This is a genomic window from Pseudomonas sp. IT-P294 (genome assembly GCF_949767865.1).
GTDB lineage: Bacteria > Pseudomonadota > Gammaproteobacteria > Pseudomonadales > Pseudomonadaceae > Aquipseudomonas.
Map to the genome: position 1 here is coordinate 160,142 of NZ_CATKQW010000058.1, position 26,879 is coordinate 187,020.

At 58.2% G+C, this 26,879-nt stretch carries 27 protein-coding genes, 1 tRNA gene and 1 pseudogene; 16 read left to right on the top strand and 13 right to left on the bottom strand.

Annotation, left to right across the window (positions count from 1 at the left end):
* Positions 1–5 precede the first annotated feature (5 nt).
* The 12 genes and pseudogenes from ACM6I0_RS29595 (at position 6) to ACM6I0_RS29650 (ending at position 13,070) form a co-directional block, all read left to right on the top strand.
* Entirely contained in the window at positions 6–731 is a 726-nt protein-coding gene (locus ACM6I0_RS29595; protein WP_414923926.1) for an urea amidolyase associated protein UAAP1, read from the top strand.
* Positions 732–742: 11 nt separating this feature from the next.
* Positions 743–1,384, top strand: coding sequence for an urea amidolyase associated protein UAAP2 (locus ACM6I0_RS29600; RefSeq protein ID WP_414923927.1), 642 nt, complete (start codon positions 743–745; stop codon positions 1,382–1,384).
* A 284-nt stretch (positions 1,385–1,668) separates the two neighbouring features.
* A complete protein-coding gene (gene uca, locus ACM6I0_RS29605; protein WP_414923928.1) occupies positions 1,669–5,310 on the top strand; it encodes an urea carboxylase in 3,642 nt (1,213 codons plus the stop codon).
* Positions 5,311–5,334: 24 nt separating this feature from the next.
* Positions 5,335–7,107: an allophanate hydrolase gene (gene atzF / locus ACM6I0_RS29610; protein WP_414923929.1), complete on the top strand. Its 1,773-nt coding sequence runs from the start codon at positions 5,335–5,337 to the stop codon at positions 7,105–7,107.
* A 169-nt stretch (positions 7,108–7,276) separates the two neighbouring features.
* Complete coding sequence (locus tag ACM6I0_RS29615) at positions 7,277–8,776, top strand: sensor domain-containing diguanylate cyclase (protein ID WP_285430111.1); 1,500 nt, start codon at positions 7,277–7,279, stop codon at positions 8,774–8,776.
* Positions 8,773–8,967 carry a cysteine-rich CWC family protein gene (locus ACM6I0_RS29620; RefSeq protein ID WP_285430112.1) on the top strand — a complete coding sequence of 65 codons (195 nt, stop codon included), beginning with the start codon at positions 8,773–8,775 and terminating at the stop codon, positions 8,965–8,967. The genes ACM6I0_RS29615 and ACM6I0_RS29620 overlap by 4 nt, the downstream gene beginning before the upstream one ends.
* 56 nt (positions 8,968–9,023) lie before the next feature.
* Positions 9,024–9,716, top strand: a complete 693-nt coding sequence (locus ACM6I0_RS29625; RefSeq protein ID WP_285430113.1) for a pseudouridine synthase — start codon at positions 9,024–9,026, stop codon at positions 9,714–9,716.
* Between the two features lie 311 nt (positions 9,717–10,027).
* Positions 10,028–10,912, top strand: a complete 885-nt coding sequence (locus ACM6I0_RS29630; protein ID WP_285430114.1) for an alpha/beta fold hydrolase — start codon at positions 10,028–10,030, stop codon at positions 10,910–10,912.
* Positions 10,913–11,074: 162 nt separating this feature from the next.
* A tRNA-Gly gene (locus ACM6I0_RS29635) sits at positions 11,075–11,148 on the top strand.
* 217 nt (positions 11,149–11,365) lie between these two features.
* A pseudogene (locus ACM6I0_RS29640) lies at positions 11,366–11,578 on the top strand (helix-turn-helix domain-containing protein); the annotation flags it as partial.
* A gap of 427 nt (positions 11,579–12,005) precedes the next feature.
* Positions 12,006–12,269, top strand: a complete 264-nt coding sequence (locus ACM6I0_RS29645) for a short-chain dehydrogenase (RefSeq protein ID WP_222590127.1) — start codon at positions 12,006–12,008, stop codon at positions 12,267–12,269.
* 246 nt (positions 12,270–12,515) lie between these two features.
* Complete coding sequence (locus ACM6I0_RS29650) at positions 12,516–13,070, top strand: magnesium transporter (RefSeq protein ID WP_222590126.1); 555 nt, start codon at positions 12,516–12,518, stop codon at positions 13,068–13,070.
* 51 nt (positions 13,071–13,121) lie between these two features.
* On the opposite strand, the gene ACM6I0_RS29655 is transcribed toward ACM6I0_RS29650, so the two are convergent.
* Genes ACM6I0_RS29655 through ACM6I0_RS29675 form a run of 5 tightly spaced genes read right to left on the bottom strand, consistent with a single transcriptional unit; the run spans position 13,122 to position 18,159 of the window.
* Positions 13,122–13,439, bottom strand: a complete 318-nt coding sequence (locus ACM6I0_RS29655; protein ID WP_414923930.1) for a cytochrome C oxidase subunit IV family protein — start codon at positions 13,437–13,439, stop codon at positions 13,122–13,124.
* A 13-nt stretch (positions 13,440–13,452) separates the two neighbouring features.
* Positions 13,453–14,166 carry a heme-copper oxidase subunit III family protein gene (locus tag ACM6I0_RS29660; protein WP_414923931.1) on the bottom strand — a complete coding sequence of 238 codons (714 nt, stop codon included), beginning with the start codon at positions 14,164–14,166 and terminating at the stop codon, positions 13,453–13,455.
* A gap of 6 nt (positions 14,167–14,172) precedes the next feature.
* Positions 14,173–14,865, bottom strand: coding sequence for a cytochrome c oxidase subunit 3 (locus ACM6I0_RS29665; RefSeq protein ID WP_414923932.1), 693 nt, complete (start codon positions 14,863–14,865; stop codon positions 14,173–14,175).
* Entirely contained in the window at positions 14,862–16,637 is a 1,776-nt protein-coding gene (gene ctaD / locus ACM6I0_RS29670) for a cytochrome c oxidase subunit I (RefSeq protein ID WP_414923981.1), read from the bottom strand. Before ctaD ends, ACM6I0_RS29665 begins: the two co-directional genes overlap by 4 nt.
* Before the next feature lie 43 nt (positions 16,638–16,680).
* Positions 16,681–18,159, bottom strand: a complete 1,479-nt coding sequence (locus tag ACM6I0_RS29675) for a c-type cytochrome (protein WP_414923933.1) — start codon at positions 18,157–18,159, stop codon at positions 16,681–16,683.
* Between the two features lie 466 nt (positions 18,160–18,625).
* Here ACM6I0_RS29675 and ACM6I0_RS29680 point away from each other — a divergent pair, with 466 nt between their 5' ends.
* On the top strand, positions 18,626–18,964 hold the full coding sequence (locus ACM6I0_RS29680; protein WP_222590121.1) for a hypothetical protein: 339 nt from the start codon (positions 18,626–18,628) through the stop codon (positions 18,962–18,964).
* A 70-nt stretch (positions 18,965–19,034) separates the two neighbouring features.
* Here ACM6I0_RS29680 and tam read toward each other — a convergent pair whose 3' ends face one another.
* Together tam and ACM6I0_RS29690 are read right to left on the bottom strand one after the other, a co-directional pair.
* Positions 19,035–19,805, bottom strand: a complete 771-nt coding sequence (gene tam / locus ACM6I0_RS29685) for a trans-aconitate 2-methyltransferase (protein ID WP_414923934.1) — start codon at positions 19,803–19,805, stop codon at positions 19,035–19,037.
* Between the two features lie 104 nt (positions 19,806–19,909).
* On the bottom strand, positions 19,910–20,239 hold the full coding sequence (locus ACM6I0_RS29690; protein WP_414923935.1) for a YXWGXW repeat-containing protein: 330 nt from the start codon (positions 20,237–20,239) through the stop codon (positions 19,910–19,912).
* 443 nt (positions 20,240–20,682) lie between these two features.
* On the opposite strand from ACM6I0_RS29690, the gene ACM6I0_RS29695 reads away from it, so the two are divergent.
* The 3 genes from ACM6I0_RS29695 (at position 20,683) to ACM6I0_RS29705 (ending at position 22,389) form a co-directional block, all read left to right on the top strand.
* The gene (locus ACM6I0_RS29695; protein WP_090181110.1) at positions 20,683–21,186 is read left to right on the top strand and encodes an inclusion body family protein; all 504 of its coding nucleotides are present in this window, start codon (positions 20,683–20,685) and stop codon (positions 21,184–21,186) included.
* A 124-nt stretch (positions 21,187–21,310) separates the two neighbouring features.
* A complete protein-coding gene (locus tag ACM6I0_RS29700) occupies positions 21,311–21,850 on the top strand; it encodes an AidA/PixA family protein (protein WP_414923982.1) in 540 nt (179 codons plus the stop codon).
* 128 nt (positions 21,851–21,978) lie between these two features.
* Positions 21,979–22,389, top strand: coding sequence for a low affinity iron permease family protein (locus tag ACM6I0_RS29705; RefSeq protein WP_285430126.1), 411 nt, complete (start codon positions 21,979–21,981; stop codon positions 22,387–22,389).
* Between the two features lie 70 nt (positions 22,390–22,459).
* On the opposite strand, the gene ACM6I0_RS29710 is transcribed toward ACM6I0_RS29705, so the two are convergent.
* From ACM6I0_RS29710 to ACM6I0_RS29735, 6 genes are all read right to left on the bottom strand, one after another.
* Complete coding sequence (locus tag ACM6I0_RS29710; protein ID WP_285430128.1) at positions 22,460–22,963, bottom strand: DUF4142 domain-containing protein; 504 nt, start codon at positions 22,961–22,963, stop codon at positions 22,460–22,462.
* Positions 22,964–23,039: 76 nt separating this feature from the next.
* Entirely contained in the window at positions 23,040–23,198 is a 159-nt protein-coding gene (locus ACM6I0_RS29715) for a KGG domain-containing protein (RefSeq protein WP_285430130.1), read from the bottom strand.
* Between the two features lie 117 nt (positions 23,199–23,315).
* Entirely contained in the window at positions 23,316–24,665 is a 1,350-nt protein-coding gene (locus tag ACM6I0_RS29720) for a bifunctional diguanylate cyclase/phosphodiesterase (RefSeq protein ID WP_285430131.1), read from the bottom strand.
* Positions 24,666–24,750: 85 nt separating this feature from the next.
* Entirely contained in the window at positions 24,751–25,389 is a 639-nt protein-coding gene (locus ACM6I0_RS29725) for a LysE family translocator (protein ID WP_414923936.1), read from the bottom strand.
* A gap of 53 nt (positions 25,390–25,442) precedes the next feature.
* Positions 25,443–25,871 carry a fosfomycin resistance glutathione transferase gene (gene fos / locus ACM6I0_RS29730; protein ID WP_414923937.1) on the bottom strand — a complete coding sequence of 143 codons (429 nt, stop codon included), beginning with the start codon at positions 25,869–25,871 and terminating at the stop codon, positions 25,443–25,445.
* Between the two features lie 61 nt (positions 25,872–25,932).
* Complete coding sequence (locus ACM6I0_RS29735; protein WP_414923938.1) at positions 25,933–26,853, bottom strand: LysR substrate-binding domain-containing protein; 921 nt, start codon at positions 26,851–26,853, stop codon at positions 25,933–25,935.
* Positions 26,854–26,879 lie beyond the last annotated feature (26 nt).

The following is a 26,879-nucleotide window of genomic DNA, read 5'->3' on the forward strand; positions in this document are numbered from 1 at the left end:
TTGAAATGACTGATTCGACTCAACTGTTCCCACCCTTTGCCGAAGAAATACTCCCCGGCGGTGGCCATCGTTCCTTCGTGTTGAAGCGCGGCCAATTGCTGCGCCTGACCGACCTGCGCGGCGGCGCCAATGTCAGCCTGACATTGCTCAACGCCTGTGAGAAAACCGAACGCCTGAACCTGCCCGACAGCCTCAAATGCCAACACACCGCCAAACTCACTAGCGGCCATTGCCTGTACTCGGACATGGGCCGCGTACTGGCCGCCATCACCGCCGACACCTGCGGCTGGAGCGACAGCCTCGGCGGTGTGCTCTGCGCCGAGGAAGTCGCTGAAAAATACGGCGCCGGCCGCTACCAGGAACTGCGCAACGGTTTCTTCCGCAACGGCACCGACAACCTGTTGGTGGAACTGGGCAAGTGGGGTTTGGGCCTGTCGGATCTGCTGATGACCCTCAACCTGTTCAGCCGCGTCAACGTCGACGAAGCCGGGCGTTTCCATTTCGTCGAAGGCAATTCCAAGGCCGGCGACTACATCGAGTTGTACGCGCCAATGGACACGCTGGTGGTGCTCACTGCGCTGCAACACCCGATGGACCCGTCGCCGGAATACGCACCGAAACCATTGAAGCTGAGCTGGATGAACGCTGACGCCAGCGTCGCTGAACATTGCCGCACCTCGCGCCCGGAAAACGAGCGCGGCTTCATCAACACCGACCGTCTGTTCGCCTGAGGATCGCTGCCATGTCACTCGCCATCGCTACCACACACAAGCATCCAGAAACGGCGGTCTACCGCGCCATCATCCCCGCCGGCGAACCCTGGCTGATGGAAGTCAAGGCTGGCCAGACGCTGCGCATCCTCGATCTGGAAGGCAACCAGGCCGTCGACACTTTGTTCTACAGCGTCGCCAACCCGAAGGAACGCTACGACGTGCAGCGGACCTTGCGCCGGCAGAACAGCGTCTATTTGAGCACCGGCAGCGTGCTGTATTCCAACCTCGGCAAACCAATGCTGACCATCGTCGCTGACACCTGCGGCCGCCACGACACCCTCGGCGGCGCCTGCGCGCAGGAGAGCAACACCGTGCGTTATGCACTGGAAAAACGCTACATGCACAGCTGCCGCGATAACTACCTGCGCGCTTGTGTCCACGACGGACGACTGGGCAAGGGCGACATCGGACCGAACATCAATTTCTTCATGAACGTGCCGGTCACCGCTGATGGCGGGCTGACGTTTGAAGACGGCATTTCGGCGCCGGGTAAATACGTTGACCTGCGGGCCGAGATGGACGTGATCGTGCTGATCTCCAACTGCCCGCAATTGAACAACCCGTGCAACGCCTACAACCCGACCCCTGCGGAGTTGCTGGTATGGAATTGAAACTCGTACGTTTGCGCCGCTGGTTATTTGCCCTGTGCCAGGCGCGTTCGGGCCAGTGCCTTAAATCTCCTAAACACCACTAATCCCACTGTGGGAGCGGGCTTGCTCGCGAAGAGGCCGTCACATTCAAAATTGATGTCGACTGCCACGCCGCTTTCGCGAGCAAGCCCGCTCCCACAGAGGTTCAGTGGTGTTTTTGAGTGAAGTGACTTTGCCGTCGGGGACGACCCCGGCGCTCATCGAAAAACTGCGGGACGGCCCGCATCCCCTTCAGGGGTTATGCCATGTTCGAAAAAGTCCTGATTGCCAACCGTGGCGCCATCGCCTGCCGCATTCTGCGCACGCTGCGTGAATTGCAGGTAAAGGGCGTCGCCGTTTACTCCGAAGCCGATGCCGCCAGTTTGCACATCCTGCAAGCCGACGAAGCCCACAGCCTCGGTGAAGGCGCCGCCGCCGGCACCTACCTGGCGGTCGATAAAATTCTTGCCATCGCCACCTCTACCGGCGCCACCGCGATCCACCCCGGCTACGGCTTCCTCTCGGAAAACGCCGCGTTCGCCGAAGCCTGCGAAGCCGCTGGCGTCGCGTTTATCGGCCCGACCCCGGAGCAGCTGCGGGTGTTCGGCCTCAAGCACACCGCCCGCGCCCTGGCCAAGCAACACGGTGTGCCGATGCTCGAAGGCACCGAGCTGCTCGACAGCCTCGACGCGGCCTTGATCGCCGGTGAACAGGTCGGCTACCCGGTGATGCTCAAGAGCACCGCCGGCGGTGGCGGCATCGGCATGCGCGTGTGCCGCAGCGCCGCCGAGTTGAGCGAATCCTTTGAAACGGTGAAGCGCCTCGGCCAGAACAATTTCAGCGACGCCGGTGTGTTCATCGAGAAATACATCCAGCGCGCCCGGCACCTGGAAGTCCAGGTGTTCGGCGACGGTCGCGGCGAAGTGATTGCCCTCGGCGTACGCGATTGTTCGGTGCAACGGCGCAACCAGAAAGTCCTCGAAGAAACCCCGGCGCCGAACCTGCCAGAGGGGATGGCCGATGAGTTGTGTGCGGCGGCGATCAAACTGGCAAAAGCAGTCAACTACCGCAGCGCCGGCACCGTGGAATTTGTCTTCGACAGCGAGGACCAGCGTTTCTATTTCCTGGAAGTGAACACCCGCCTGCAAGTGGAACATGGCGTCACCGAGCAAGTGTGGGGCGTGGACCTGGTGCGCTGGATGGTGGAACTGGCGGCCGGTGACTTGCCGCCATTGAGCGAGTTGAGCCAGGGCCTGAAGGCCGACGGTCATGCGATTCAGGCACGGCTCTACGCCGAAGACCCGGGCCGCGATTTTCAGCCGAGCCCAGGATTGCTGACCGCTGTGAATTTCCCGGCCGCCGATGGCAAACAGCTGCGCATCGACACGTGGGTCGAGGCCGGTTGCGAGATTCCACCGTACTTCGATCCGATGATCGCCAAGGTCATCAGCTGGGCCCCGACCCGTGAAGAAGCCCGCGCCGATTTGCATCAGGCACTGGGTGACAGCCAGCTCTATGGCGTGGAAACCAATCGCGATTACCTGCGGCAGATTCTGCGGGATGTACCGTTCGCCAGCGGTCAGCCGTGGACCCGTTGCCTCGAAGGCCTGGTGTATCAGGCCAACACCTTTGAGGTGCTTAGCGCCGGCACCCAGACCAGCGTCCAGGACTATCCCGGCCGTCTCGGCTACTGGGCCGTGGGCGTGCCGCCGTCAGGGCCGATGGACAGTCGCGCGTTGCGACTGGGCAACCTTTTGCTGGGCAACGACGAAGGCGCCGCCGCGCTTGAAATCACCATGAGCGGGCCGCTGCTGCGCTTCAATTGCGATGCGGTGGTGGCGGTGACCGGAGCGGTGATTCCACTGACGTTGAACGGTGAAACCGTCGAGATGAACACGGCGCTGCTGATTCCGGCCGGTGCCACGTTAAGCCTCGGCACGATTGCCGGTGCCGGCGCACGCAGCTACTTGTGCCTGCGCGGTGGCCTGCAAGTGCCGGATTATCTGGGGAGCAAAAGCACGTTCACGCTGGGACAGTTTGGCGGGCACGGCGGTCGTGCGCTGCGCGCGGGTGACGTGTTGCACGTGCCTGCGTTGATCGACCGAGGTGTCGGTCAGCAACTGCAACACGTCACCGAATTACCTGCCGTGCGTCAGATCCGGGTGATCTACGGTCCGCATGGCGCGCCGGAATACTTCACCGAAAACTACATCGGCACGTTTTTCGCGACCCAGTGGGAAGTGCATTTCAACTCCAGCCGCACCGGCGTGCGCTTGATCGGCCCAAAACCTGAATGGGTGCGTGCAGACGGTGGCGAAGCCGGGCTGCATCCGTCGAACATCCATGACAATCCGTATGCCATTGGCGCTGTGGATTTCACCGGGGACATGCCGGTGATCCTGGGGCCGGATGGCCCGAGCCTCGGCGGGTTTGTGTGCCCGGTGACGGTGATCGAGGCGGACCTTTGGCAGTTGGGGCAACTGAAGGCTGGGGACAAAGTCCAGTTCTCACCGATCGACATCAAAACCGCCCGCAACCTCGCCTTGAAATGGAATACCCCCTGTGGGAGCGGGCTTGCTCGCGAAGAGGCCGGGCCAGTCAACACTGATGTATCTGACATACCGCTTTCGCGAGCAAGCCCGCTCCCACAAGAAATTGTGTCGCCCGTGGTGTTGGATTTGGGTCAGGGGGATACGCGGCTGGTTGCCAGGTTGTCGGGTGATACTCACCTGCTGTTGGAAATTGGCGCACCTGAGCTGGACCTGGTCCTGCGCTTCCGCGCCCACGCCCTGATGCAAGCGCTGGAAGGCAAACACCTGCACGGCGTCATCGACCTCACGCCCGGCATTCGCTCGCTGCAAGTGCACTACCAACCCGAGCAACTGCCGCTCGCTGATCTGCTCGGCATCGTCGCCGGAGAATGGGACGCCGTGTGCGCCGCCAAAGACCTGCAAGTGCCGTCGCGCATCGTGCATTTGCCGCTGTCCTGGGATGATCCGGCCTGTCAGTTAGCCATCGAAAAATACATGACCACCGTGCGCAAGGACGCACCGTGGTGCCCGAGCAACCTGGAGTTCATCCGCCGCATCAACGACCTGCCGAACCTCGACGAAGTGCAGCGCACGGTGTTCGACGCCAGCTATCTGGTGATGGGCCTGGGCGACGTTTACCTCGGCGCGCCAGTCGCCACCCCGCTCGATCCACGCCATCGGCTGGTCACCACCAAGTACAACCCGGCTCGCACCTGGACCGCCGAAAACTCGGTGGGCATCGGCGGCGCCTACATGTGCGTCTACGGCATGGAAGGCCCCGGTGGTTATCAGTTCGTCGGTCGCACGTTGCAGATGTGGAACCGCTACCGCGAAGTCGCGGCGTTCGATGGCAAACCGTGGCTGCTACGCTTTTTTGACCAGATCCGTTTCTACCCGGTCAGTGCCGATGAGTTGCTGCGCATCCGTCGCGATTTCCCCCTTGGGCGCTTCGATCTGAACATCGAGTACAGCCAGTTGAACCTGGCGGACTACCAGGCCTTCCTGGCGAAAGAAGCCGAGACCATCGCCGCCTTCCGCGATCAGCAACAAGGCGCGTTCAACGCCGAACGCGAACGCTGGATCACCAGCGGCCAGGCGCATTTCGACAGTGAAGAACTGATCGCGCAAGTGACCGAAGACGCGCCGCTGGCCAGCGGTGAAATGAGCGTCGACAGCCACATCGCCGGCAATCTCTGGCAGGTGCAGGTAGAGAACGGCAGCCGCGTGGAAGCCGGCGATGTGCTGGTGATTCTGGAGTCGATGAAGATGGAAATTCCGCTGCTCGCGCCCCTCGCCGGCGTAGTGCGCGAGATTCGTGTGCAACCGGGTTCGGCGGTGCGTGCCGGACAGCGCGTCGTGGTGCTGGAACTCGACTGAAGCCATTTTAAAAAGGATCAAGCCATGAACATCAATCTGCAACTCGACGCCCTGCGCAGCGCTTACCGCGAAGGCAGCACCACGCCTCGGCAACTGCTGCTGAGCCTGCGCGACAAAGCCGCGGCGCTGAACCCGGACTATCACCTGTTCATCCACTTGCTCAGTGTTGACGAGCTGGAACCGTACCTCGCGGCCCTCGACGGCCGCGAACTCGACAGTCTGCCGCTGTACGGCGTGCCGTTCGCGATCAAGGACAACATCGACCTGGCAGGCATTCCCACCACCGCAGCGTGCCCTGAATTTACTTACGTGCCGGAACGTTCGGCGACCATCGTCGAGCAACTGCTGGCACTGGGCGCGATCCCTTTGGGCAAGACCAATCTTGACCAGTTCGCCACCGGGCTGAACGGCAGCCGCTCGCCGTATGGCGCGTGCCGCAACAGTGTGTTGCCGGAGTATCCGTCGGGCGGTTCGAGTGCCGGCTCGTCGCTGGCGGTCGCGCTGGGCGTGGCGAGTTTTTCGCTGGGCACGGACACGGCAGGGTCCGGGCGAGTCCCGGCGGCGCTGAACAATCTGGTCGGCCTTAAAGCGACCAAAGGGTTGATCTCAACGGCGGGCGTGGTGCCGGCCTGTCGCACCCTCGATTGCGTGACGACGTTTACCGCGACAGCGCGGGAAGCCTGCCAGTTGCTCGCGCTCACCGCGCACCTCGATCCGCGTGATGAATACAGCCGCCGCAATCCGCTGTGGAATGACGGCTCGGCGTTCGGCGCACCGCACCCCTTCCGCTTCGGCGTGCCCCGTGCGCAGGACCTGGAATTTTTCGGCTGCCCTGAAGGGCCACTGCTGTTCGGTGATGCCATCGATCAGCTCAAGGCGTTGGGCGGTGACGCGGTGGAGCTCGATCTGTCGCCGTTCCTTGAGGCTGCGCGCCTGCTCTATGAAGGTCCGTGGGTGGCCGAGCGTTACAGCGTGGCTGGCGAGTTGATGGAGCAAAATCCACAAGCTGTGTTGCCCGTGATCCGCGCCGTATTGGCCAAAGCACCGGCGGTGACGGGCGTGCAGACCTTCCGCGCCCAGTATCGACTGCAAGCCTTGAAAGCGCTGTGCGACAAGGCGCTGGAAGGACTCGACTGCGTCGTCACACCGACCATCGGCCGCCCGGTTACGCTGGCGGAACTGGACGCCGAACCGGTTCTGCGCAATTCGGAACTGGGTTACTACACCAACTTCATGAACCTGCTCGATTACGCCGCCGTTGCGGTGCCGAGCGGCTTCATGGGCAATGGCTTGCCGTGGGGCGTGACGCTGTTTGGCCGGGCGTTTACCGATCAGTATCTGTTGAGCGTGGCAGATGCGTTCCAGCGGGGTTCGGCCGAGCCTGCACCGACGACGGTCGCCCGCAATGACCGCGCACGCCTGGTGGTGTGCGGCGCGCATCTGGACGGGCTGGCGTTGAACTGGCAACTGAAGCGGCGCGGGGCTCGGTTGATCGAGACCACGTTCAGCTCACCGGACTATCAACTGTATGCATTGGCCGGTGGGCCGCCGTTTCGTCCGGGGATGGTTCGGGTGAAAGAGGGCGGCGTGGCCATTGCGGTGGAAGTTTGGGAGTTGCCGAGCAGTGAACTGGGCTCGTTCCTGACCGGGATTCCGGCGCCACTGGGATTGGGCAAGGTACAACTGGCGGATAGGCGCTGGGAGAGCGGGTTTATCTGTGAGGCGTATGGGTTGGAGGGGGCCGCCAATATCAGTCATCTCGGCGGATGGCGTGCGTATCTGCGATCCCTTTCATAGCGCGAAAGAACGACCAGACACCTGTGGGAGCGAGCTTGCTCGCTCCCACAGGGTACGGGTGCCTCTTGCATGGCGTGCGTGGACAATCATTCGCGCTGAACATGGAGCAGTTATTTTCCGGCAGTGCCATTAGAATGCCAGCCACCGGGTCACTGCCAACGGAATCGTCATGCCGCTTCGCTCGCCGCTGTACTCACAACGCTCGTTGGTCCTCACGCTCATCGCGTTGCTGGGCGCAGGTTTCCTGGCCACGTCCTTCCTGAGCTACTACGCCTCGCGAGCGTCGATCCGCGACAGCATCGTCAACACCGAACTGCCGCTGACGTCCGACACGGTCTACTCGGAAATCCAGAAAGACCTCGTCAGACCGATCCTGATTTCCTCGATGATGTCCCGCGACACCTTCATGCGTGACTGGGTGGTAAACGGCGAGCAAGACCCCGATAAAATGACCCGTTATCTCAACGAGGTCATGACGCACTACGGCGCCTACACCGCCTTTTTCGTTTCCAACACCAGCCTCACTTACTACCACGCCAAAGGCGTACTCAAGCAGGTCAAATCCACTGAACCCCGCGACGCGTGGTATTTCCGCGTACGCGACATGGCCGATCCCTATGAGATCAATGTCGACCCGGACCTCGCCAACAAGGACAACCTGACCTTCTTCATCAACTACAAGGTCTACGACTACAACAACCGCTTCATTGGCGCGGCGGGCGTTGGCCTGACAGTCGATGCGGTGATCAAGCTGATCGACAAGTACCAGCAGCGTTACCAGCGCAGCGTGTATTTCGTCGACAACTTCGGACGCCTGGTGCTCACCGGTGCCGGGGGCGGCCCACAAGGCGCGCATATCGGCCAGAAACTCGATGAACTGGACAGCATGAAGGGGCTGGTCAGTCAGCTACCCAAACCCCACAGCGGCAGCTATGAATACTCCGTCCACGGCCAGGGCCATTTCCTCAATGTGCGGTTCATTCCGGAGTTGAACTGGTACCTTTTTGTCGATAAACGCGAAGACGGCGCGCTCGATGAAATCCGTCAGTCTCTCTACCTCAACCTGCTGATCTGCCTGCTCGTCACGCTGATCGTGCTGGCCCTGCTCAACCGGGTGATCAAGCGCTACCAGGGCAAGATCCAGGCGCAAGCGACACTCGACAGCCTGACTGAATTGCCGAACCGGCGCGGCTTCGACCTTCTGGCCGCGCAAGCCATGCACGAAGCCCAACGCGAGCCCAAGCCGCTGACCGCGTTATTGCTGGATCTGGATCACTTCAAGACCTTGAACGACACCTACGGTCACCTGGCCGGCGATCAGGTGCTGATCGGCTTCGCCCGGGACCTGGAGAGTTGCCTGCGCCACTCCGACATTGTCTGCCGCTGGGGTGGCGAAGAGTTCATCGTGCTGCTCAAGGACACCGACGGTGAGACGGGTCTGATGATCGCCGAGAAAATTCGCCAGCACGTCGAACAGCAGCGTTATGCCTACGACGCAAAGGAACTGCAGCTGACAGTCAGCATCGGCCTCACCACCTTGCAAGTCGATGAAACCTTGCACACCCTGCTCTCTCGGGCCGATCATGCGATGTACCGGGCCAAGCAAGCCGGCCGCAACCGAACGTGCGTGGAAATGCCTCACTCCAGTTATGAATACAGTCCTACATGAATAATCCTGACCTGTGCCCGGCCTGCGGCGCCTCCAACGCCTGCACCCTGGCTGACCCGCGAACCGTCGATCAAACGTGCTGGTGCTTTGGCGTCAGCATCGACCCGGCAGTGCTTGAAGCGCTGCCAGTCGAACTGCGCAATAAATCCTGCCTGTGCCCACGCTGTGCCGAGGTCGAGGCGCAGTTGTAAGCAGCCGCTCGGCTGATCACGTAAGATACGCGCCCTTTTACCACTGATCCTTCGTCATGCGCGTTGACCGTTTTCTCAGCAATCTGCCGCGTTTCAACCGTCAACAGGTTCGCCTGTTGCTGGTGGAAAAGCGCGTGCGGATCGACGGAAAAGTCGTCAGCGACCCGCACGCTCAGGTGCTGGAGTTCAGCCGCGTCGAGGTCGATGGGGATGTGCTGCAAGTCGGCAAGCCCGCACGCTATTTCATGCTGCACAAACCACCCGGCTGCGTCAGCGCCACCCGCGACCCGCAACACCCGACGGTCCTCGACCTGATCCAGGAGCCGGACAAGGAAGACCTGCACATCGCCGGTCGCCTGGATTTCAACACCACCGGGCTGATGCTGATCACCAATGACGGCAGCTGGTCGCGACGCCTGACCCAGCCGCAGACCAAACTGCCCAAGGTTTATTACGTCGAGACCGAGCAAGCGATCGGCCCGGAATATGCGTTGAAATTCGCTGAGGGGCTGTACTTCGCCTTCGAGGATCTGACCACGCAACCGGCCGGGCTGGACGTGCTCGGCCCCACGTCCGCTCGACTGAGCATCGTCGAAGGTCGTTACCACCAGGTGAAGCGGATGTTCGGCCACTTCGACAACAAAGTGCTGCGCCTGCACCGTGAAAGCATGGGCCCGCTGGTGCTCGATAACGCGCTAAAACCGGGCGAGTACCGCGCCTTGCGCACCGAAGAGATCCAATTGATCTAAGCAGCCTACCGCTCAGCAGAAGTTGTCGAACAATTTACGAAAGGCACTTGCGTGATGCCGTCTCCCCTGCTTGAATCAGGTCGTCAGCCGAAATGTGACTGACGAGTCACAACATACTTCTAAGAAACTTTTTGCCGGTTAGAGAACCCTCAGGTTCCGCCTCAGACCGGCAGACTGCCCGCCAATAATAATACCCGTCGACCTGCAGTACGGATCGACATGGGCCTCCAAATTCCAGGCGTATGCCTACCTGTCACAAAGCTCGTGCAATCTTATTTGCGCGCATACCCGCTTGCCAGGAGTCTTATGACATGAGGCCAGAAATCGCTGTGCTGGATATACAGGGTCAGTATCGGGTTTACACGGAGTTCTATCGCGCAGACGCCGCAGAGAAGACCATTATCTTGGTCAACGGCTCGATGGCCACGACTGCGTCGTTTGCACAAACCGTGAAAAACCTTCACCCGCAGTTCAATGTGGTCTGCTACGACCAGCCCTACGCGGGCAAGTCAAAAGCCCACAACCTGCATGAAAAATTGCTGACCAAGGAAGTCGAAGGGCAGATCCTCCTGGAGCTGATCGACCACTTCGCCGCCGAACACGTGCTGTCGTTTTCCTGGGGCGGCGCCGCGACCCTGGTCGCCCTCGCCCACCAGCCACGACGCATCGAAAAAGCCGTGATCAGCTCGTTCTCTCCGGAGATCAACGCGCACATGCTCGACTACCTCGAGCGCGGCATCGACTACCTCGGCAGCCGGGACGGCGACCGGGTCGGCAACCTGGTCAACAGCACCATCGGCAAACACCTGCCGACGCTGTTCAAGCGTTTCAACTATCGCCACGTCAGCAGCCTGGCCGAACATGAATACGGGCAGATGCACTTCCACATCAGCGACCTGCTGCAAAGCGATCGCCAGTGCTTTCTCAAGGCTGCCGAGAAAATCAACGTGCCCGTGCTGTTCATGAACGGCGAATGGGACGAATACACCGCCGCCGATGGCGCCCGGTTATTCGCCAACCACGTGCAACACGCCACCTTCAGCACCTTGCAGGCCACCGGGCACTTTCTCGACATGGAACACAAAGCCGCCTGCCGAGACAGCCGCGAGGCACTGCTGGGCTTCCTGAAACCAGCGCAGCACGCCAGCCGACCGCGTTACCACTACGTCCAGGACCAACATGCATTGGCCATCTGAAACAGCGTCATCGCGAGCAAGCTTCGCCCCACAGTGTTCAATGCATTCCTGTAGGCACGAGGCTTGCCCGCGATAGACCGTTTCACCTGCACCAAAACGCATCGCGCGCAAAGAAAAACTTCATTTCCACGCGCACATCTGGTACAAAGTCAGCCGCTCTGAGCGGGTGTCGTATAATGGCATTACTCCAGCTTCCCAAGCTGATAACGAGGGTTCGATTCCCTTCACCCGCTCCAATCGAACTTAGGTCTCACGTTGTTTTTTGACGGGGGATGCAGGTAAAGAAAAAACCGGCCTTGATGGCCGGTTTTTTTGTGTCTGGGGTTTGTGTTTCAAGGCGGAAATTAGCGTTTTTCCACAAAAATGGTGTTTTGTTAGCGTTTTTCTTGCCCTGGTAACGGCTTTCTCTGCACCCTTTGCCCTGTACGAGCAGATCAACGCGGAGATCGTGGAATGAACCTTAAGCTAATTCTCAACCAAGAAGACTTGAACACTGCGTTTGCTCGAGTGGAGCAGCTGTGGGGGGCAGGCATTGGTTCGCCTGAAGGTGATGATCTGGAAACTCTGGCGCTGCTCATCGAAAAGTACGAAGACGAGCATTACCCGATGCCGCCGTCCGATCCGATTGAGGCTCTTAAATTCCGTATGGATCAGCAAGGCCTGACTCGTTGAGAACAGGATTCAGTGAACCGCTGATTTTTCATCCTGGATGATCAATCAATGCCCGTCATTAGCGTTCGAGACCCCACTCGCTAGTGGCACAAAAGTGGCCAATTTTCGAAAAGGCAAGGTCCTACACTACGGTGGGAATTGTCCGTAGACTTGCGCATTGCTGCACTGTTGTCACGAGGCCTATAGTCCGTTCCGCGCCCAAATGGCGTATTGGGTTTGGCGACTCGATGACAACGATTCAGAAGCACTTCGAGCTTTTTCTGACTGCACTTTGCTGCGCTTTTTTTGGTAGCTGTGCGTGGGAGACCTTCGGGTCTGCCGGTTTTACCGTTGTCCGGTTCGCCAACCTGCGTACAGCTGCCACCCCATTGTTTGGCGACGATTGAGTGGTAGGTCTTCCACCTACTAACGGTAATCACTCATGAACGAATACATGGCTTTAACCAGCAACGCCGACGACCTTCCCTCGCTCTACGTCAACACCACCCAACCGCTGCATTCGCTGCTCAGCACCGCCAGCTACAGAATTCGGGCTGTCACGCAGCTTCTTGAAAACCTCGCGATGCGGGGTGACATCACGTCTGACTCGGTGATCCTCAGCGACTTTGCGTTGCTCTGCTGCGTGCCCTTGCGCGACGGTTGCGACGTGCTGGATGTCATTGCTCGACGCATGGATGCGGAATAGTTGAATGGGGCGCCTTTCGGGGCGTCCTTTGCGTTTATAGCGCCAGCAACGGGTCTGGATTGGGCTGCTGTGAACCCGGACCACCTCCCCCCGCCCCCATGCCTGCGCACTATGCGGTGCTATACTTTTTAGGCCTGAATCAAGCGTTTCAACCGTTGCCCACGGGGGCTGATACCGACTGCAAATCTCGGCGGAAAGCTTCAAGACAGAGGGGGTCTTGGGCAAGCACGGGATAGGAGGTGTGGCATGAACCGTCACTATTACATCAGCAACAACCTCGACGATCTTGAAGCCGTTGAAAACGAACTGGAAGCCAGCGGCATCAACTCCGAACAAATCCATGTGCTCAGCGAACACATCGCCGAAGTCGAACAACATCACCTTCACGAGATCAACTCGTTAATGGAGCAGGATGTCGTCCATTCCGGGGAAATTGGTGCGTTGGTTGGAATACCGCTCGCGGCACTGGTTCTTGGCGCGGCCTATTGGTTGGGCTGGACCGAATCCGCTGCCGGCTGGATGCCTTTTGTATTTCTTGCCCTTGTTGTACTTGGCTTCTGCATCTGGGAAGGCGGCTTCTTTGGCATACAAGTGCCGAACGCTCACTTCCGCAGTTTTAAACAGGTCGTGGCCGAGGGAAAACATATCTTCTTCGTGGATGTCGAGCCGAATCAGGAGCCGGTATTGGACGGCGTTATTGAACATCATCCACTGCTGGAGATCGCCGGTACGGGAGCGGCAGCCCCTCACTGGACAGTCGCCTGGCTGCATCGGTGGCATCAGTTCAAGCGAACGATATAGAGGCATCCGTTATCAGTCAGTCCCTGGAGGCTAAAGGCGTCCGGGCGTTTTTTAATGTCCGAAGAAAACCACCCGGCTGAGAAAAACATAATCCGCCTCGGTGGCCATCAGTCCGACAAGCACCAGCAAACACAACGGTGGCACCAGGATCGCGTAGACCATGGCCAATCGTTCCCAGGCCATGTGCATGAAGATGGAGACAATCAAACCGGCCTTTAACAACATGAACGTGATGATCAGGAACCAGCGAAGGTAGCCGTGGAAGTGAAAGTAATCGACAAGATACGACAGGGTGCTGAGGACGAATAACAGCCCCCAGATTTTAAGGTACAAGCTGATTGGATGTTGTTGACCTTGAGCATGCGCCATCACCAGTGCTCCTCTACCATAAATAGAAGAAAGCAAAAATAAACACCCACACCAAGTCCACGAAGTGCCAGTAAAGTCCGGCTATCTCGACGTTCTGATAGTTGCCGGATTGCTCGTAATCGCCGCGCAATACTTTCCTCGCCACAATGCTGAGGTAGAGGGCGCCGATTGACACATGCAGCCCGTGAAACCCGGTAATCATGAAAAAGCAGGCACCAAATTGCGCCGCGCCCATGGGGTTCCCCCAGGGACGGACTCCTTCTCCGATGAGCTTGGTCCATTCAAATGCCTGCATGCTGACGAAGGTCACGCCCAGGGCGGCGGTCGCCAGCATCAGCGCTGTGGTTTTCGCCCGGTCACGGCGATAGGCATAGTTGACGGCCATGGCCATGGTGCCGCTGCTGCTGATCAGCACGAACGTCATGATGGCGATCAGAATCAGCGGGATTTCTCGACCGCCAATGGTTAACGCGAACACTTCACTGGGGTTTGGCCACGGCGTGGTGATGGTCATGCGTACCGACATGTAGCCGGTTAAAAAACAGGTAAAGATAAACGTGTCGCTGAGCAGGAATATCCACATCATTGCCTTGCCCCAGGGCACCTGCTTGAAGGCCTCCTTATCCGAGGCCCAGTCGCTGGCGATGCCTTGCCATCCGGGTGCCAGTGGCGATCCGAGGGGATTGGCTGAACTTGATTCGATGGGAGCTGGTGGGTGCGATGCCATGGCTGATCACCTCAAGCCGCAGAATCTGGCGAGGGCTTCGTAGGTTTGCGGCGTGCTGGTCAGCAGGGCGAATAGCACGAACCAAATCGCCAATAAGTAATGCCAATAAATGGCACAGAGTTCCACGCTGGTACTGAGTTGCGACAACGGCACGCGAGACAGGAATTTACCGACGGTTCTGCCCCAGGCAATCAACCCGCCCAGCAAGTGCAGCCCGTGCACACCGGTCAACAGGTAGAAGAAACTGTTGGCCGGGTTGCCGGCGACAAAATAGCCCCAGGCGACAAACTGTTGCCAGACCCGCAACTGCCCCGTCAAAAAGATAATTGCAAATACGCCTCCCAACAAAAAAGCCATGACAGTCGAGTTCAAGCGGCCTCGACGAGCGGCCATGCGCGCCCACTGCAATGTGATGCAACTCAACACCAGAAATGCCGAGTTCACCCACAGCTGCCATGGGTTGGCCAGCGGCGCCAGGGGATCTGTCAGGGGTAACCAGTCGGTCATCTGTGAACGGGCGATAAAGGCGAGCAAGAATAGAAAAAACAACGAGCTCACCACCGCGAGAAACAAGCGCAGACCTGTTTTGGCGATCTGTTCTCGATCGGCACCCTCACCCGCCTCAGCACCCTGCGGATCGCTATTCCAACTGCCGCCGGGGTCAGCGTCATCGGCGTTTTTTAATAGCAGCCTGCTCATGTTTTAACGTCCGCTATCCGGGTTCCAGCATCCCGTTGCCGCATCTGCTCCAGCTCCTCGGCGGAGACTGTTTGCGGAACGAAATCCTGCTCGATCCCCGGTACGCTGTAGTCATAGGCCCAGCGATGCACGACCGGCAATTTCGCGCCCCAATTGCCGTGTACGGGCGGGGTATTTGGTGTTTGCCATTCCAGACTGGCCGCGCCCCAAGGATTACTGCCTGCGGGTTTGCCTTTAAAGACACTCCAGGCCAGGTTGAACACAAACAGCAACTGGGAAACGCCAACGGTCAACGCGACCACCGTTATAAAGGCATTCAACTCGTGCGCCGATTGTGGGATGAACGCGTAGTTGTCATACGCGTAGTAACGGCGTGGCATGCCCTGGAAACCCAGGTAGTGCATGGGAAAGAAAATGGCGTAAGTGCCCAGGAAGGTAATCCAGAAATGCAACTTGCCCAGGGTGTCATTCAACATGCGCCCGGTGACTTTCGGGAACCAGTGATAAATCCCGCCGAATACCACGAGGACCGGTGCGACACCCATCACCATATGAAAATGGGCCACCACGAAATACGTGTCCGAGAGCGGAATATCCACGATCACATTACCGAGAAATAACCCGGTCAGGCCTCCGACCAGAAAGGTCACGATAAAGGCCAGGGCAAACAGCATCGGCACGGTCAGATGAATGTCGCCGTGCCACAGTGTCAGCACCCAGTTATAAACTTTCAGTGCCGTCGGCACCGCGATAATCAATGTGGTGACGGCGAAGAAAAAGCCAAAGTAAGGGTTCATTCCGCTGACATACATATGGTGCGCCCACACCACAAAACTGAGCACGCCAATCGCAATAATGGCCCACACCATCATCCGATAACCGAAGATATTCTTGCGCGCATGGGTGCTGATCAAATCGGAGACCAGGCCGAACGCCGGAAGCGCAACGATGTAGACCTCCGGGTGGCCGAAGAACCAGAACAGATGCTGGAACAAGATGGGGCTACCACCTTGATGATTGAGCTGCTGCCCCAAGGAGACGATCGCCGGCATAAAAAAGCTGGTGCCCAACAGTTTGTCGAACAGCATCATGATTGCACTGACGAACAACGCCGGAAACGCCAGCAAGGCCATGATCGAGGCCATGAAGATGCCCCAGACAGAGAGTGGCATGCGAAATAATGTCATGCCGTGCGTGCGCGCCTGCAGCACGGTGGTGACGTAGTTCAACCCGCCCATGGTGGCCGCGACGATAAAAATCGCCAATGATACGAGCATCAGGACGATGCCCCACTCGACCCCTGGTGTGCCCTGCGTAATGGACTGTGGCGGATAGAGCGTCCAGCCCGAACCCGTGGGGCCGCCGGGAACAAAGAAACCGGCGAGCAATACCACTACCGCCAACAAGTAGAACCAGTAACTCAGCATGTTGACGTAGGGAAAGACCATGTCGCGGGCGCCCACCATCAACGGGATCAGATAGTTACCGAAGCCCCCCAGAAACAACGCCGTCAGCAAATAAATGACCATGATCATGCCGTGCATGGTCATCGCCTGATAATAAGTACTGGCATCCATGAACGCCAAACTGCCGGGGAAACCTATCTGTATGCGCATCAAGCCGGACAGCACCAGGGCGATAAGCCCCACGAACAGCGCCGTCAGCGAATATTGAATGGCAATGACCTTGTGGTCCTGACTCCAGATATATTTGGTCAGGAAACTTTTAGGCTCGTGCAGTGCTTCTGTTTCGGCTTGCTCCGCATAGGCCATCACATCATCCTCCTGCCGAAGTTTCAGTGAGTGTCTGGCTGCTTTACGGCGACTTCCCTGGCTCAGCCTTGCTCGCATCAGCGTCAGCGTTCGCTTTGGATTTGATGAAAGCGATCAGGGCGCTCAGCTCCTTGTCGCTTGGCGTAAAGGGCGGCATGACGGGGGCATAGCCCTTGACGATTTTGGCACTTGGATTGAGAACCGATTCTTTCAAGTAGTTCTCGTCGACCTTGATGCTCGTACCGTCAGAAAGGGTTTCTGTCTTGCCATACAAACCCTGCCAACTGGGGCCAATGCCCTTGCTGCCATCGACGCTGTGACAGGCCAGACAACCGAGCGATTGCGCCAGCCGCTGGCCCTGTGCCGCGAGGTCCTCACCTGGGCCCGATGCTTCGCCGGAAGAAGGTTCTTCGGCGGGCTGCCCGGCACCCAGCGATTTGATCAGGGCAATGACAGCACCCAGTTCATCGTCATTGAGAGTATAGGCCACCATCACTGGCGGGTAGCCCTGCACCAGGCGGGCCTTTGGATCGAGGATCGACTCTTTCAGGTAGGCTTCATCGACCTGCACACGGGTGCCATCGGCGAGTTGTTCAGTGCGACCGTACAGGCCCTTCCATCCCGGGCCGAGGCTGGCACTGCCATCCTGGCTATGGCAGGCACGGCAGCCATAGTGCTCGACTAGTTGGCGGCCTTTTTCCAGCAGACTGTCTCTACTGGGCTTGGCCGCGGTCGCCAATGTCTGGGCAAACGTCGGCTGGCTGCTCAGCCATTGGTCAAAAGTGGCCTGGTCCTCCACGATCACATTGCCGCGCATATTGTAATGGCCGATACCACAGTACTCGGCGCACAGGATTTCATACTTCCCGATGACCGTCGGCGTAAACCAGAAGTACGACACCATCCCCGGCACCATGTCCATCTTGCTGCGCATTTGCGGTATGTAAAAATCGTGCAGAACATCTTTCGAACGCAATAAAACCTTTACCGGTTGATTGATAGGAAGACGAACTTCACTACTTCTGACGATTACATCGTCCTGGCCGACAGGATCCTTGGGATCAAGACCAAGTGGATTGGCCGAATCAACAAACTTGACGTCCGACTTCCCCAACTTTCCATCCTGACCCGCGAAGCGAAAAAACCATTGCCACTGCTGGGCGACAACCTCAAGTTCATAAGCATTTTTTGGCACACGGATAAAATCGTTATAAACAACCAGACCTGGCGCCAACATTCCCGCAATGCCGATGGACGTCACGACAATCAGCCAGAATTCCAACCGTTTGCTTTCGGGCTGGTAAGCAGCCCTGGAACCTTTTTTATGACGAAAACGTATGATAGCTATCGCCATGAAGACGACGATAGCAATGAAAAATATCCCGCTAATGACCAGGGTGATGAACAGTGTGGTGTCTATGGATGCCCAGTTGGACGCTGGCGGCGCCGCGTGCCAAGGCGCTAACAGGTGGAATAGCACGGAGGCAATAACGATTAGTACAAGAACAATTGCTATTGCCATTTTGCCTTTGTCCTATTCCTGTCACTCATTGCCATGCCTGAGCATCGCCACAGGATCTGACACCAAAACAGGCCAGTAAACGGCCACTTCTCTTAGTGGCAAACTCCGCAGGAAGTATAGTTCACGGACAGAACCAGCGCTTTTCACGAAGCCCTGCCAAAGGTTTGAATATTCCAACTTCCTCATCAACTTGCGCACTTAAAATCCAATCGCTATATATAACTGTAACTCCTGAGTAACACATCTAACTGGGGACTAACTGGTTATCCGGCCAGGTCACTAACGACCGAATATGCACACAGTCCGCTTGGGCAAGCGATGCCCGGCGGCCAGCTATAATTACAGTCTGATAACGGAGGGCAAAGATCAGCTAAAGCGCCCGCAAAGATCCTTGCCTATGCAGTGCGGTCAGACAAGTGACGGCGGAGCGTTATAGAGCCCAGCCGTCCACAACGGAGATTTCGTCATGAGTGCCTTGACGATCGAAGGCCGGTGCAAACTCAACGGTGCTGAAAAGTCGGAACCAATAGGTGAAATTCATTTTTACGTCGATGGCCCCCTCCGTCTGAGACTGGAGGAAGCTGAAGAACGTCTGCAGAAGACCCATGAACCTGAGGCCATGGTCGACGTCGACATGGACACATTGGATTTGATCTTGCCCGAGGGATACGGCCCGTTGTCCGACTGCCAGATGCGCGTCTATATACACTTCGAGCGCGGTCAGTTTCATTTGGTGGGGCATCGAGCAAGCGACGGCAGCTTGATCTACAGCAATGCGGTTTTGATTGATCAACAGATTGATTAGCTACAACGGGAAACTCGCCCACTCGTGCGCAAAAAGGGACAGACGAAACACAGCCTGTCCCCTAAACGCATCAACGCGTGGCAACGATAAACAAACGAGGGAACGGTAGCAGCACTGAACCATCGGCCAAGGCCGGATAAGCCCGCTCGATCGCCGTTTGGTACTGCTTGAGGTAGTGGGCTTTTTCCGCCTCATCGAGTGGATCGAGAAATGGCCGCAATCCGCTGCCCTTGAACCACTCGACCACCCCCGACGCGCCACCCGCGAGCGGGTGATGGTAGGTGGTACGCCACACATCGACTCGCGCACAGTGCGGTCGCAGCATCGAGTAGTAATCGCTGGCGCTCGCCATTTCCGTGCGTTGCCCGGCGGCGTCCGCCAACTTGCTGACCCAAGGGCCATCGGCAGCGACTTCGCGCATCAAACGGTGTGACGGTTCGTTGAGATTGTCGGGCATCTGAATCGCCAGGCTACCGCCCTGGGTCAGTCGGGAGGCCAGCGCAGGCAGTAGCGTGGCGTGATCCGGCAGCCACTGCAGCACCGCGTTGGCGAAAATCACATCGAACGGACCCGGTTCGTTCCAGGTATCGATATCAGCGGTGTCGAAGTGCACTTGAGGCAAGCGCTGGCGGGCGGCTTCGATCATATCGGCCGAACTGTCCAGGCCGCGCACCGTGGCATTGGCGAAGCGCTCGACCAGCAATTGAGTCGAATTGCCGGGGCCGCACCCGATGTCGATGGCCAAGCGCGCGTCCATGGGCGGGATCGCCGCGAGCAAGTCACGGGCCGGGCGTGTGCGTTCATCTTCAAAAGCGACGTATTGTCTGGCGGACCAACTCATTGCGTTCTCCTGTCGGTGTGTAGATGTGGCCGGAAGCGCACAACCGGATCGCTACGATACTCCGGTCCTTGCGCTCCGCCCTATCCAACCTATGGCGCAAGCAATCAGTTTACCCAACCTCCGCGTTGCCAATACCAGCCATCATTACGCCGCTCCCAGTGCGGATGCACATAACGATAGCCCGGTCGTTCCGCAACCCAGTGACCATGAACCGCGGCGTAGCGCCCACCGTCCCAACGCCAGTAACCCCGGGACCAAACGTACCCTGGACGCGCCATCGGCTCGACCTCGATCACGCGCTCGGGCGGTGCCTGCGGCGCAATGACTTCGACGTACTCACGCGGCACTGGACGCCGCTCATGAACAACCCGTTCCTGCACACAGCCGGAAGCCATGAACATCACCGCCATTAACGCCATATAACGTAACCACATGCTGCCTCCTCAGGCTTGACCGCCGCATCGAGTGAACCAGCAAAAAATCGCCCCCTTTTCCTGCCCTGCTCCTGCCTGGCTCACTGCTTTTGTAACAGGTCATATCTGTCTATTGCCTGAACTGGCCTCACTTGGCGCAGGCGGCACAAGGGAGTTTTGAATAAGCGTTTTCTTATCGCCAAATCATCGAAAGCCATCACTTTTTGACCGTTCGTCGAACGACAAGGCCAGCAATTTTGACAGCCTGTATTTCGCACCTATAGTCCTAATCGCGGCCCGTCGGAAGGAACCCGACCCGTTAGTTTTCACGCAAGGAGCCAGGCCAGCTCATGCCCGTGACAGGTGGGTTCCGCCCGTAGTGTTTGCGCAACGGCCGCAAGGCAAGCAAACGTTGTTGTGCCTGGAAAGAAGCCAGGCATTCACTATGAACAAGGAGCTTTACTATGTCTCGAGTCACGGATGTACTGGTTTCCATCGACACCGAAACCATTCTGAAAAACTACCCGAACATCAGCAAAAACCCTGCTTCGCCAACCCTCATCGATGTCAATCATGTGTACATGGTGACCAATCGGGACAACGTCATCAATGGCCAGGCCGGTGGCGAACTCAATTTGAAGGCCCAGGTGGGCGACCTGATTCGCTGGCGTGAAACCAGCCTGTCGCAGAGCTTCGAGACGGCCGTCATCTTCTACAAATTCATCGGCAACGTTGGCAACGAATTGATCTCCACACCCACGCCGCGCAAGGCTACCGCCTGTGTCGCCGTTCCCAACACCAGCAACCCGTCGGTGCCGAGCTGCCAGAAAGTCGATAACCATTACTGGTCCTCGGAAACCCTTTCGTGCGGCAGCGTGACCTACCACTTCCACTTCCTGATCGTGGATCGCGATTGCAAGATCGTCGGCTGCTGTTCGTGGGACCCGTTCATTACCATCCGTAATTGACCTGAGGCTGGCCCCTTGGCGACAAGGGGCTTGTCCAATACGTTGCCGCTTCGACAGGAACAGGATGTCTTGCATGAACCGAAGCGGTTGCCGTTTTACGCCAACATCATGAAAGGAATCCATGATGACTTCCGAACCGATCAAATCCCCCGTATCCAGCCTCGCGCCAGCCAACAATATGTTGCTGATCGTCGATGCCGAATCACTGCTGTCACGCTACCCGCAACCGAGCCTTGAACCGCAAAACCCGACCGTGATCGAGGATGGTTTCATCTTCACCATCAGCGGCACGCAAACTACAAAAAATGCAATAAGTGACAGTAACTTGAATCTCTTCGCCATAAACGGAAAGAACTTCCATCTGCGCGGCAGAACCGTCAGCTTGCTCGCCGAGCACAGCGTGGTGTTTTACGAGATGTCGGTAGACGATGCCGGCGTACTGTCGCCCCCTGAGCTGGTGGTCCACGGCAAGCTGACCGTGCCCGCACCCGACCCGGCAAACCCGACTCAACCGGGCAGCCACACAGCGGATGATCATTATTGGCATTTCACGCAATTGGCCGCAGGGGTTGAGGCGTGCGTACTGAATTTCATGCTGATCGATAAAAACTGCGAGGCGTTGGGGTATTTCAGTTGGGCGGTTGAGGTGAGGCTGACGGACTGAGCGATGGCTGCCTGTGTTCGGTAGGCGCGACAAAAATTGCTTCCCGGCCGAATGTCGAAACGTCAGTAGAATTTTCAATACGCCGTCGCTGTCTGAAAATCAGGCGCATCCCTTTAAGGAACACGGCAATGAAATTCGCAAAAATCTCGCAAAGACTCGCCTTGTGGGCCGGCAGTCCCAAGACCTTTTTGGGCGCGCTGATTCTGATCGCTCTGTGGGGGTTGAGTGGCCCGATTTTTCACTTCAATGACACCTGGCAGCTGATCATCAACACCTCGACCACGATTATCACGTTCCTGATGGTGTTCCTGATCCAGAACACGCAGAACCGCGATACCGACATCCTGCACTTGAAAATCGATGAGTTGCTGCGGGTGAACAAAGAGGCGCAGAACGCGATGCTGGGGTTGGAATCACTGGACCTCAAGCAACTGGAGGCGCTGCGCAGGCACTATCGCGCCATGGGCGAAAAGGATGTGCACGGCCTGGCGGGGTTGGCGACATCGAGCAAGCAAAAGCCCGATTTGAATAAATGTTGAGTGCAAACGAAAACGGCGCGTGATGTAAATCACGCGCCGTTTTATTTAACCTCTGATAACCAAACGCTGGTCAGCGACCCGCTTGCAGTGCCTTGGCCATTTGCAGATGTTTTTGCAGTATGGGCAGGGTTTCTTCAGCGAAGGCTTTGATCGCCGGCACATCGGTGGTCTGTGCCTCCTGCTGAAGTTGGTTGATGGCTTCCTGAGTGGTTTTCACCTGACTGGCGGCATAGGCCTGGTCGAAACTCTCGCCGTCCGGCACTTGCGGCATCAGGCCCTTGGCTTTGTCGACCACGTCCTCCCGAGGGGCCACCGGCAGGTCCAGTTGCTTGGCAATTTTCGCCAGATGCTGGTTGGCGGTGGTGCGATCGTTGATGACGACGATGGTGTAATCCTTGACCTCTTTGGATTCGGTTTTCTGGTGCGCCAGACGACTGGCTTCGATGTCGGCCATGCCTTTGGCCGATGCATCATTGATGAATTCAGCGGGCGACTGGGCGAACGCACAGTGGGTGAACAGGCCTAGCAACGTGGCAAAACCGGCAGTGCATAATCGGGTGGCCATCCGGCTCATGGTCGCGCCCTCCTTCTATAAAAATTAAAACGGGAGCTTTCGCCCCCGCCTCTCAATCAAAACTACTTTTCACCGACTACTTCGACTTCTGATCACTTTTGCGGCCCATTTCGGGTTTCGCAGAGTCTTTGTCGACCGTCGTGGTGGTAGTTTTCCCACCTTTGCGACCGGCTTCAGACGCCTTGGTTCGATCGTTGCCGAAGTTTCCCGAGTTCGAGTTTCTTGAATTAGGCATGATTCTCTACCTCTTGGTGATGATCGCGGCGAGCAGGAGCCCGCATAGAATCTGAATGGCGATCACCGCAAAGGTTTAGGGAAATTGAAATTCGCGCGACGAATGGCGGGGGATTTTTCAGACGCCGAGACGCTGGTGGTGCTGGCGCTTGGCCGTGTACATGGCCTCATCGGCATGCCGGAACAGCTGCTTCTCCTCGGTGCCATGTTCGGGGTAATGCGCAACGCCGATGCTCGGCTGGATGTTGACGTTGTGCCCGTCCAGGCGCAGTGGCTGAGCCAATACCTGACGGATTTTTCCTGCCACGTTGTCGGCATCTTCGGACGCATGGATGCTGTGCAACAACACCACAAACTCATCCCCACCGATGCGCGCCACCGTGTCGGTTTCCCGCACGCAGCCCTTGAGCCGGTTGGCGACTGCTTGCAACAGCATGTCGCCGACCGCATGGCCGTGGGTGTCGTTGACTTCCTTGAAACGGTCGAGGTCGACATACAGCAACGCCATCCGCCCGCAATCGGCCCGGGCCAGCATCAGCGAGGCTTTGAGTCGCTCGCGCAGCAACTCCCGGTTGGGCAGTTGCGTTAATGGGTCGTACTGCGCCATGCGCTGCAGTCGGGCGTGCAATTGTTTGCGCTCAATCGCGGTCGCGACTTGGGCGCAAACGAATTGCAGCAGTTCCTTGTCTTGCTCGGTGTAGCGCTCGCCGCCCGGTATGCTTTTGACGATCAGCGCGCCGATGGTGCCGTTTTGCGAGTTCAACGGCACACCCAGCCAGCACGGCGATTCCTTGCCTGCGACCAGCCATTCAAATCCTTCAAGCGGACTGTCCTGGTCCGGGGTCAGCAGAATCGGCTGGCCACTGCGAATCACTTCATCGCACAAACGCCCGGTCATGGTCCCGGGTTGTTCGGGTTGCAGTTCATGGTCGTCGACGTGATAGGGGAAATTGAGCTGCGCGCAATGTTCGTCATACAACGCGACGGAGAAATTCAAAGCAGGCAGCCATTCGCCGATGATCAAGTGGACCCGTTTGAACAGCGCCAGCAAATCTTCCGCTGCGTGGGCCGCTTCGGAGATCGCGTACAACGCCGCTTGCCGGGACTCGGCCTGCTTGCGCTCGGTGATGTCCCGAGCCACGGCAATGCGCAACTGGTCGACTTCAGACCAGCGCGCCGACCACAGGATATGCACCACACCACCGTCTTTGCGCAGGTAGCGGTTTTCGAAGTTGAGCTTGGGCTCGCCGCCCATGATTTCGCGCGCAGCGTCGAGGGTGCGCTGCCGATCGGCGGGATGCACCATGTCAATCATCTGCTGGCCGATCAGCTCGTCTGGGGTGTAGCCAAAAATACGCTCGCAGGCCGCGCTGACAAATACGAAGCGACCTTGTTTATCCACCGCACAGACGGCATCCAGCAAGAGATCGATGTAGCTCGCCAACGGCGCGGAATTTCTGGTTGCCATGGTGCGATGTGCGAGTCCTGACAATGCAGCAAAAAAGAACCATCCCTGACTAATCAGTAAAACCGGCGCATCCGGGCGGCCAGTTTCAAGCCTTGTTCGACACCAATCCCGGCAGCGCATGAGCGAGGGCATTGATGGCAAAACCGATAAACATCACCCCGCACAACCGAGTGATCGCCAATTCATGGCGTTGATACACGGTGCGAACCTGTCGCGCACCGACGATGCCAATGAGGATAGCGTAGGCCATCAGGCCACCGACGAAGCTCAGAACGATCAACCAGGGCAACATTGACCAATGCAGCAACTCCGCACGGCTGGACAACAGCGCGGTAAAGGTCGCCACCGCCACGGGATAAGCCTTGGGATTGGTCAGCCCGAACAGGATACCGTGCCAAAAAGGCTGGCGAGCCGGGCCTTGAGGGGCCTCGCTATGGCTGCGCTTCGCCCGTACAGCGCGCAAGCCGAGCCAGAACAGGTACAGACCACTGAGCAGCCCCAGCACATCAAATGCGGTGCTGCCGATTTCTCGCGCACCGACAATCGCGATCAGCGCGGTGCTGCACCAGACTACGTCCCCCAACAAATGCCCGCACAAAAAACCCGCCCCTGCCCGCCTGCCATGCGCGGCACCGATGCCAAACACCGCCAACACACCCGGTCCCGGCGTTATGCCGTAGATAAAGCCCGAGGCAAGAACGGCCATGAGCAGCGATGGGGTCATCGGAAATCCTTTTGAACTATTTGGTGAATGGGCGCAAGTCTATATCAGGTCACTCAAATATCGGCTGACTGATCGTCGAAGAACTTCATTCCCGCGTAAGGCCGCTCACGGCAGGCGGCCAGCCGTGACGCCAGGTCGCCGACATGGGCTTCAAGCTTATGGCCGTCCGGGTCGAGGAAATAGAAGGAAGCGCCCTCGCTACGGTTGTCACGCCATTCCTGCACATGAGCGGATCGCAGACGTTCGACGAACACCGCGAAATCAGCGGCGTCAATATTGAACGCGTAGTGGGTGTAGTCGGCGGCAGCTTCGGATTGACGCAGAGGCTCGAGGGAAAGGCACAGCCACAGGCCGGGCAGCGAGAGGTAGGCGCCATTGTCCCACGTGGCTTCTAGGCGGATTTGTAGCAGATGTTGATAGAACGCCACGCTGCGGTTCAGGTCGGTGACGGCAAGGGTCAGGTGGTTGAGGCCGGTGAGCATGAGGATCGATTATCCGGGCAGTTCAAAGACAAGATCAAAAGATCGCAGCCTTCGGCAGCGCCTACAAGTCGTTCCCGGTCGACACGCCCTGTTCAATCCGCCCATTCAGCCAATTCAACGCCTGATCCCCACCCCGCCGCTTGTGCCAAGCCAATACAAACGTGAATGACGGAATATGAAATGGCGGCGCAACAACAGCCAATACCTGTTCATCGATATCGCGCAAGCCACGCGAGGCCACGGTCAGGATCAGGTCCGTGCCGCTGATGAACTGCGGCGCGACACTCCAGTGCGGCAGGCTGATCGCGACGCGACGGCGTTCGCGCAATGTGGTCAGGGCCCGTTCGATTTCCGGGGTGCCGCTGCCGCGCATTTCCAGCAGGACATGCGGGCGGGCCAGGTAAGTCGGCAGGTCGAGGATGCCCTCGACGGGCAAGCTGTTTCGGTCGACCAGGCAGGCGTAGTGCTCTTCGAACAACGGCGTGCAGCGTATTTCATTCGGTAGCTCAGGAAAAACTCCGGCCGCAACGTCGATGTCGCCGTTTAGGATGCCGTCGAGCATGCCTTCGCGGCTGGCGTGGCTGATTTGCAGGTCGATGCCCGGTGCTTCCCGGCGCAAGGTACGAATCAAACCCGGCAGGACAATGGCGGCGCCATAGTCGGACATCGCCAGGCGAAACGTGCGCTTGGCGGTGGCCGGGTCGAAAGCGTTGGGCGCCAGCAGCGATTGCACCTGGGCCAGGGCTTCGCCCAAGGGCGCGATCAATTCCTGGGCACGTGCAGTGGGCACGAGCGTGGCGCCTGCGCGCACCAGCAAAGGATCGCCGAGCAGATCGCGCAGTCGCGCCAAGGCATGGCTGACCGCCGGCTGACTCAAGTGCAAACGCTGCGCCGCACGGGTGACGTGTTGTTCGCTGAGCAAGGCGTCGAGGATCACCAGCAAATTGAGGTCGATACGCCGAAGATCATTCATCTGGTGCATGTTCTGGATAGCAATATGGAATTTAA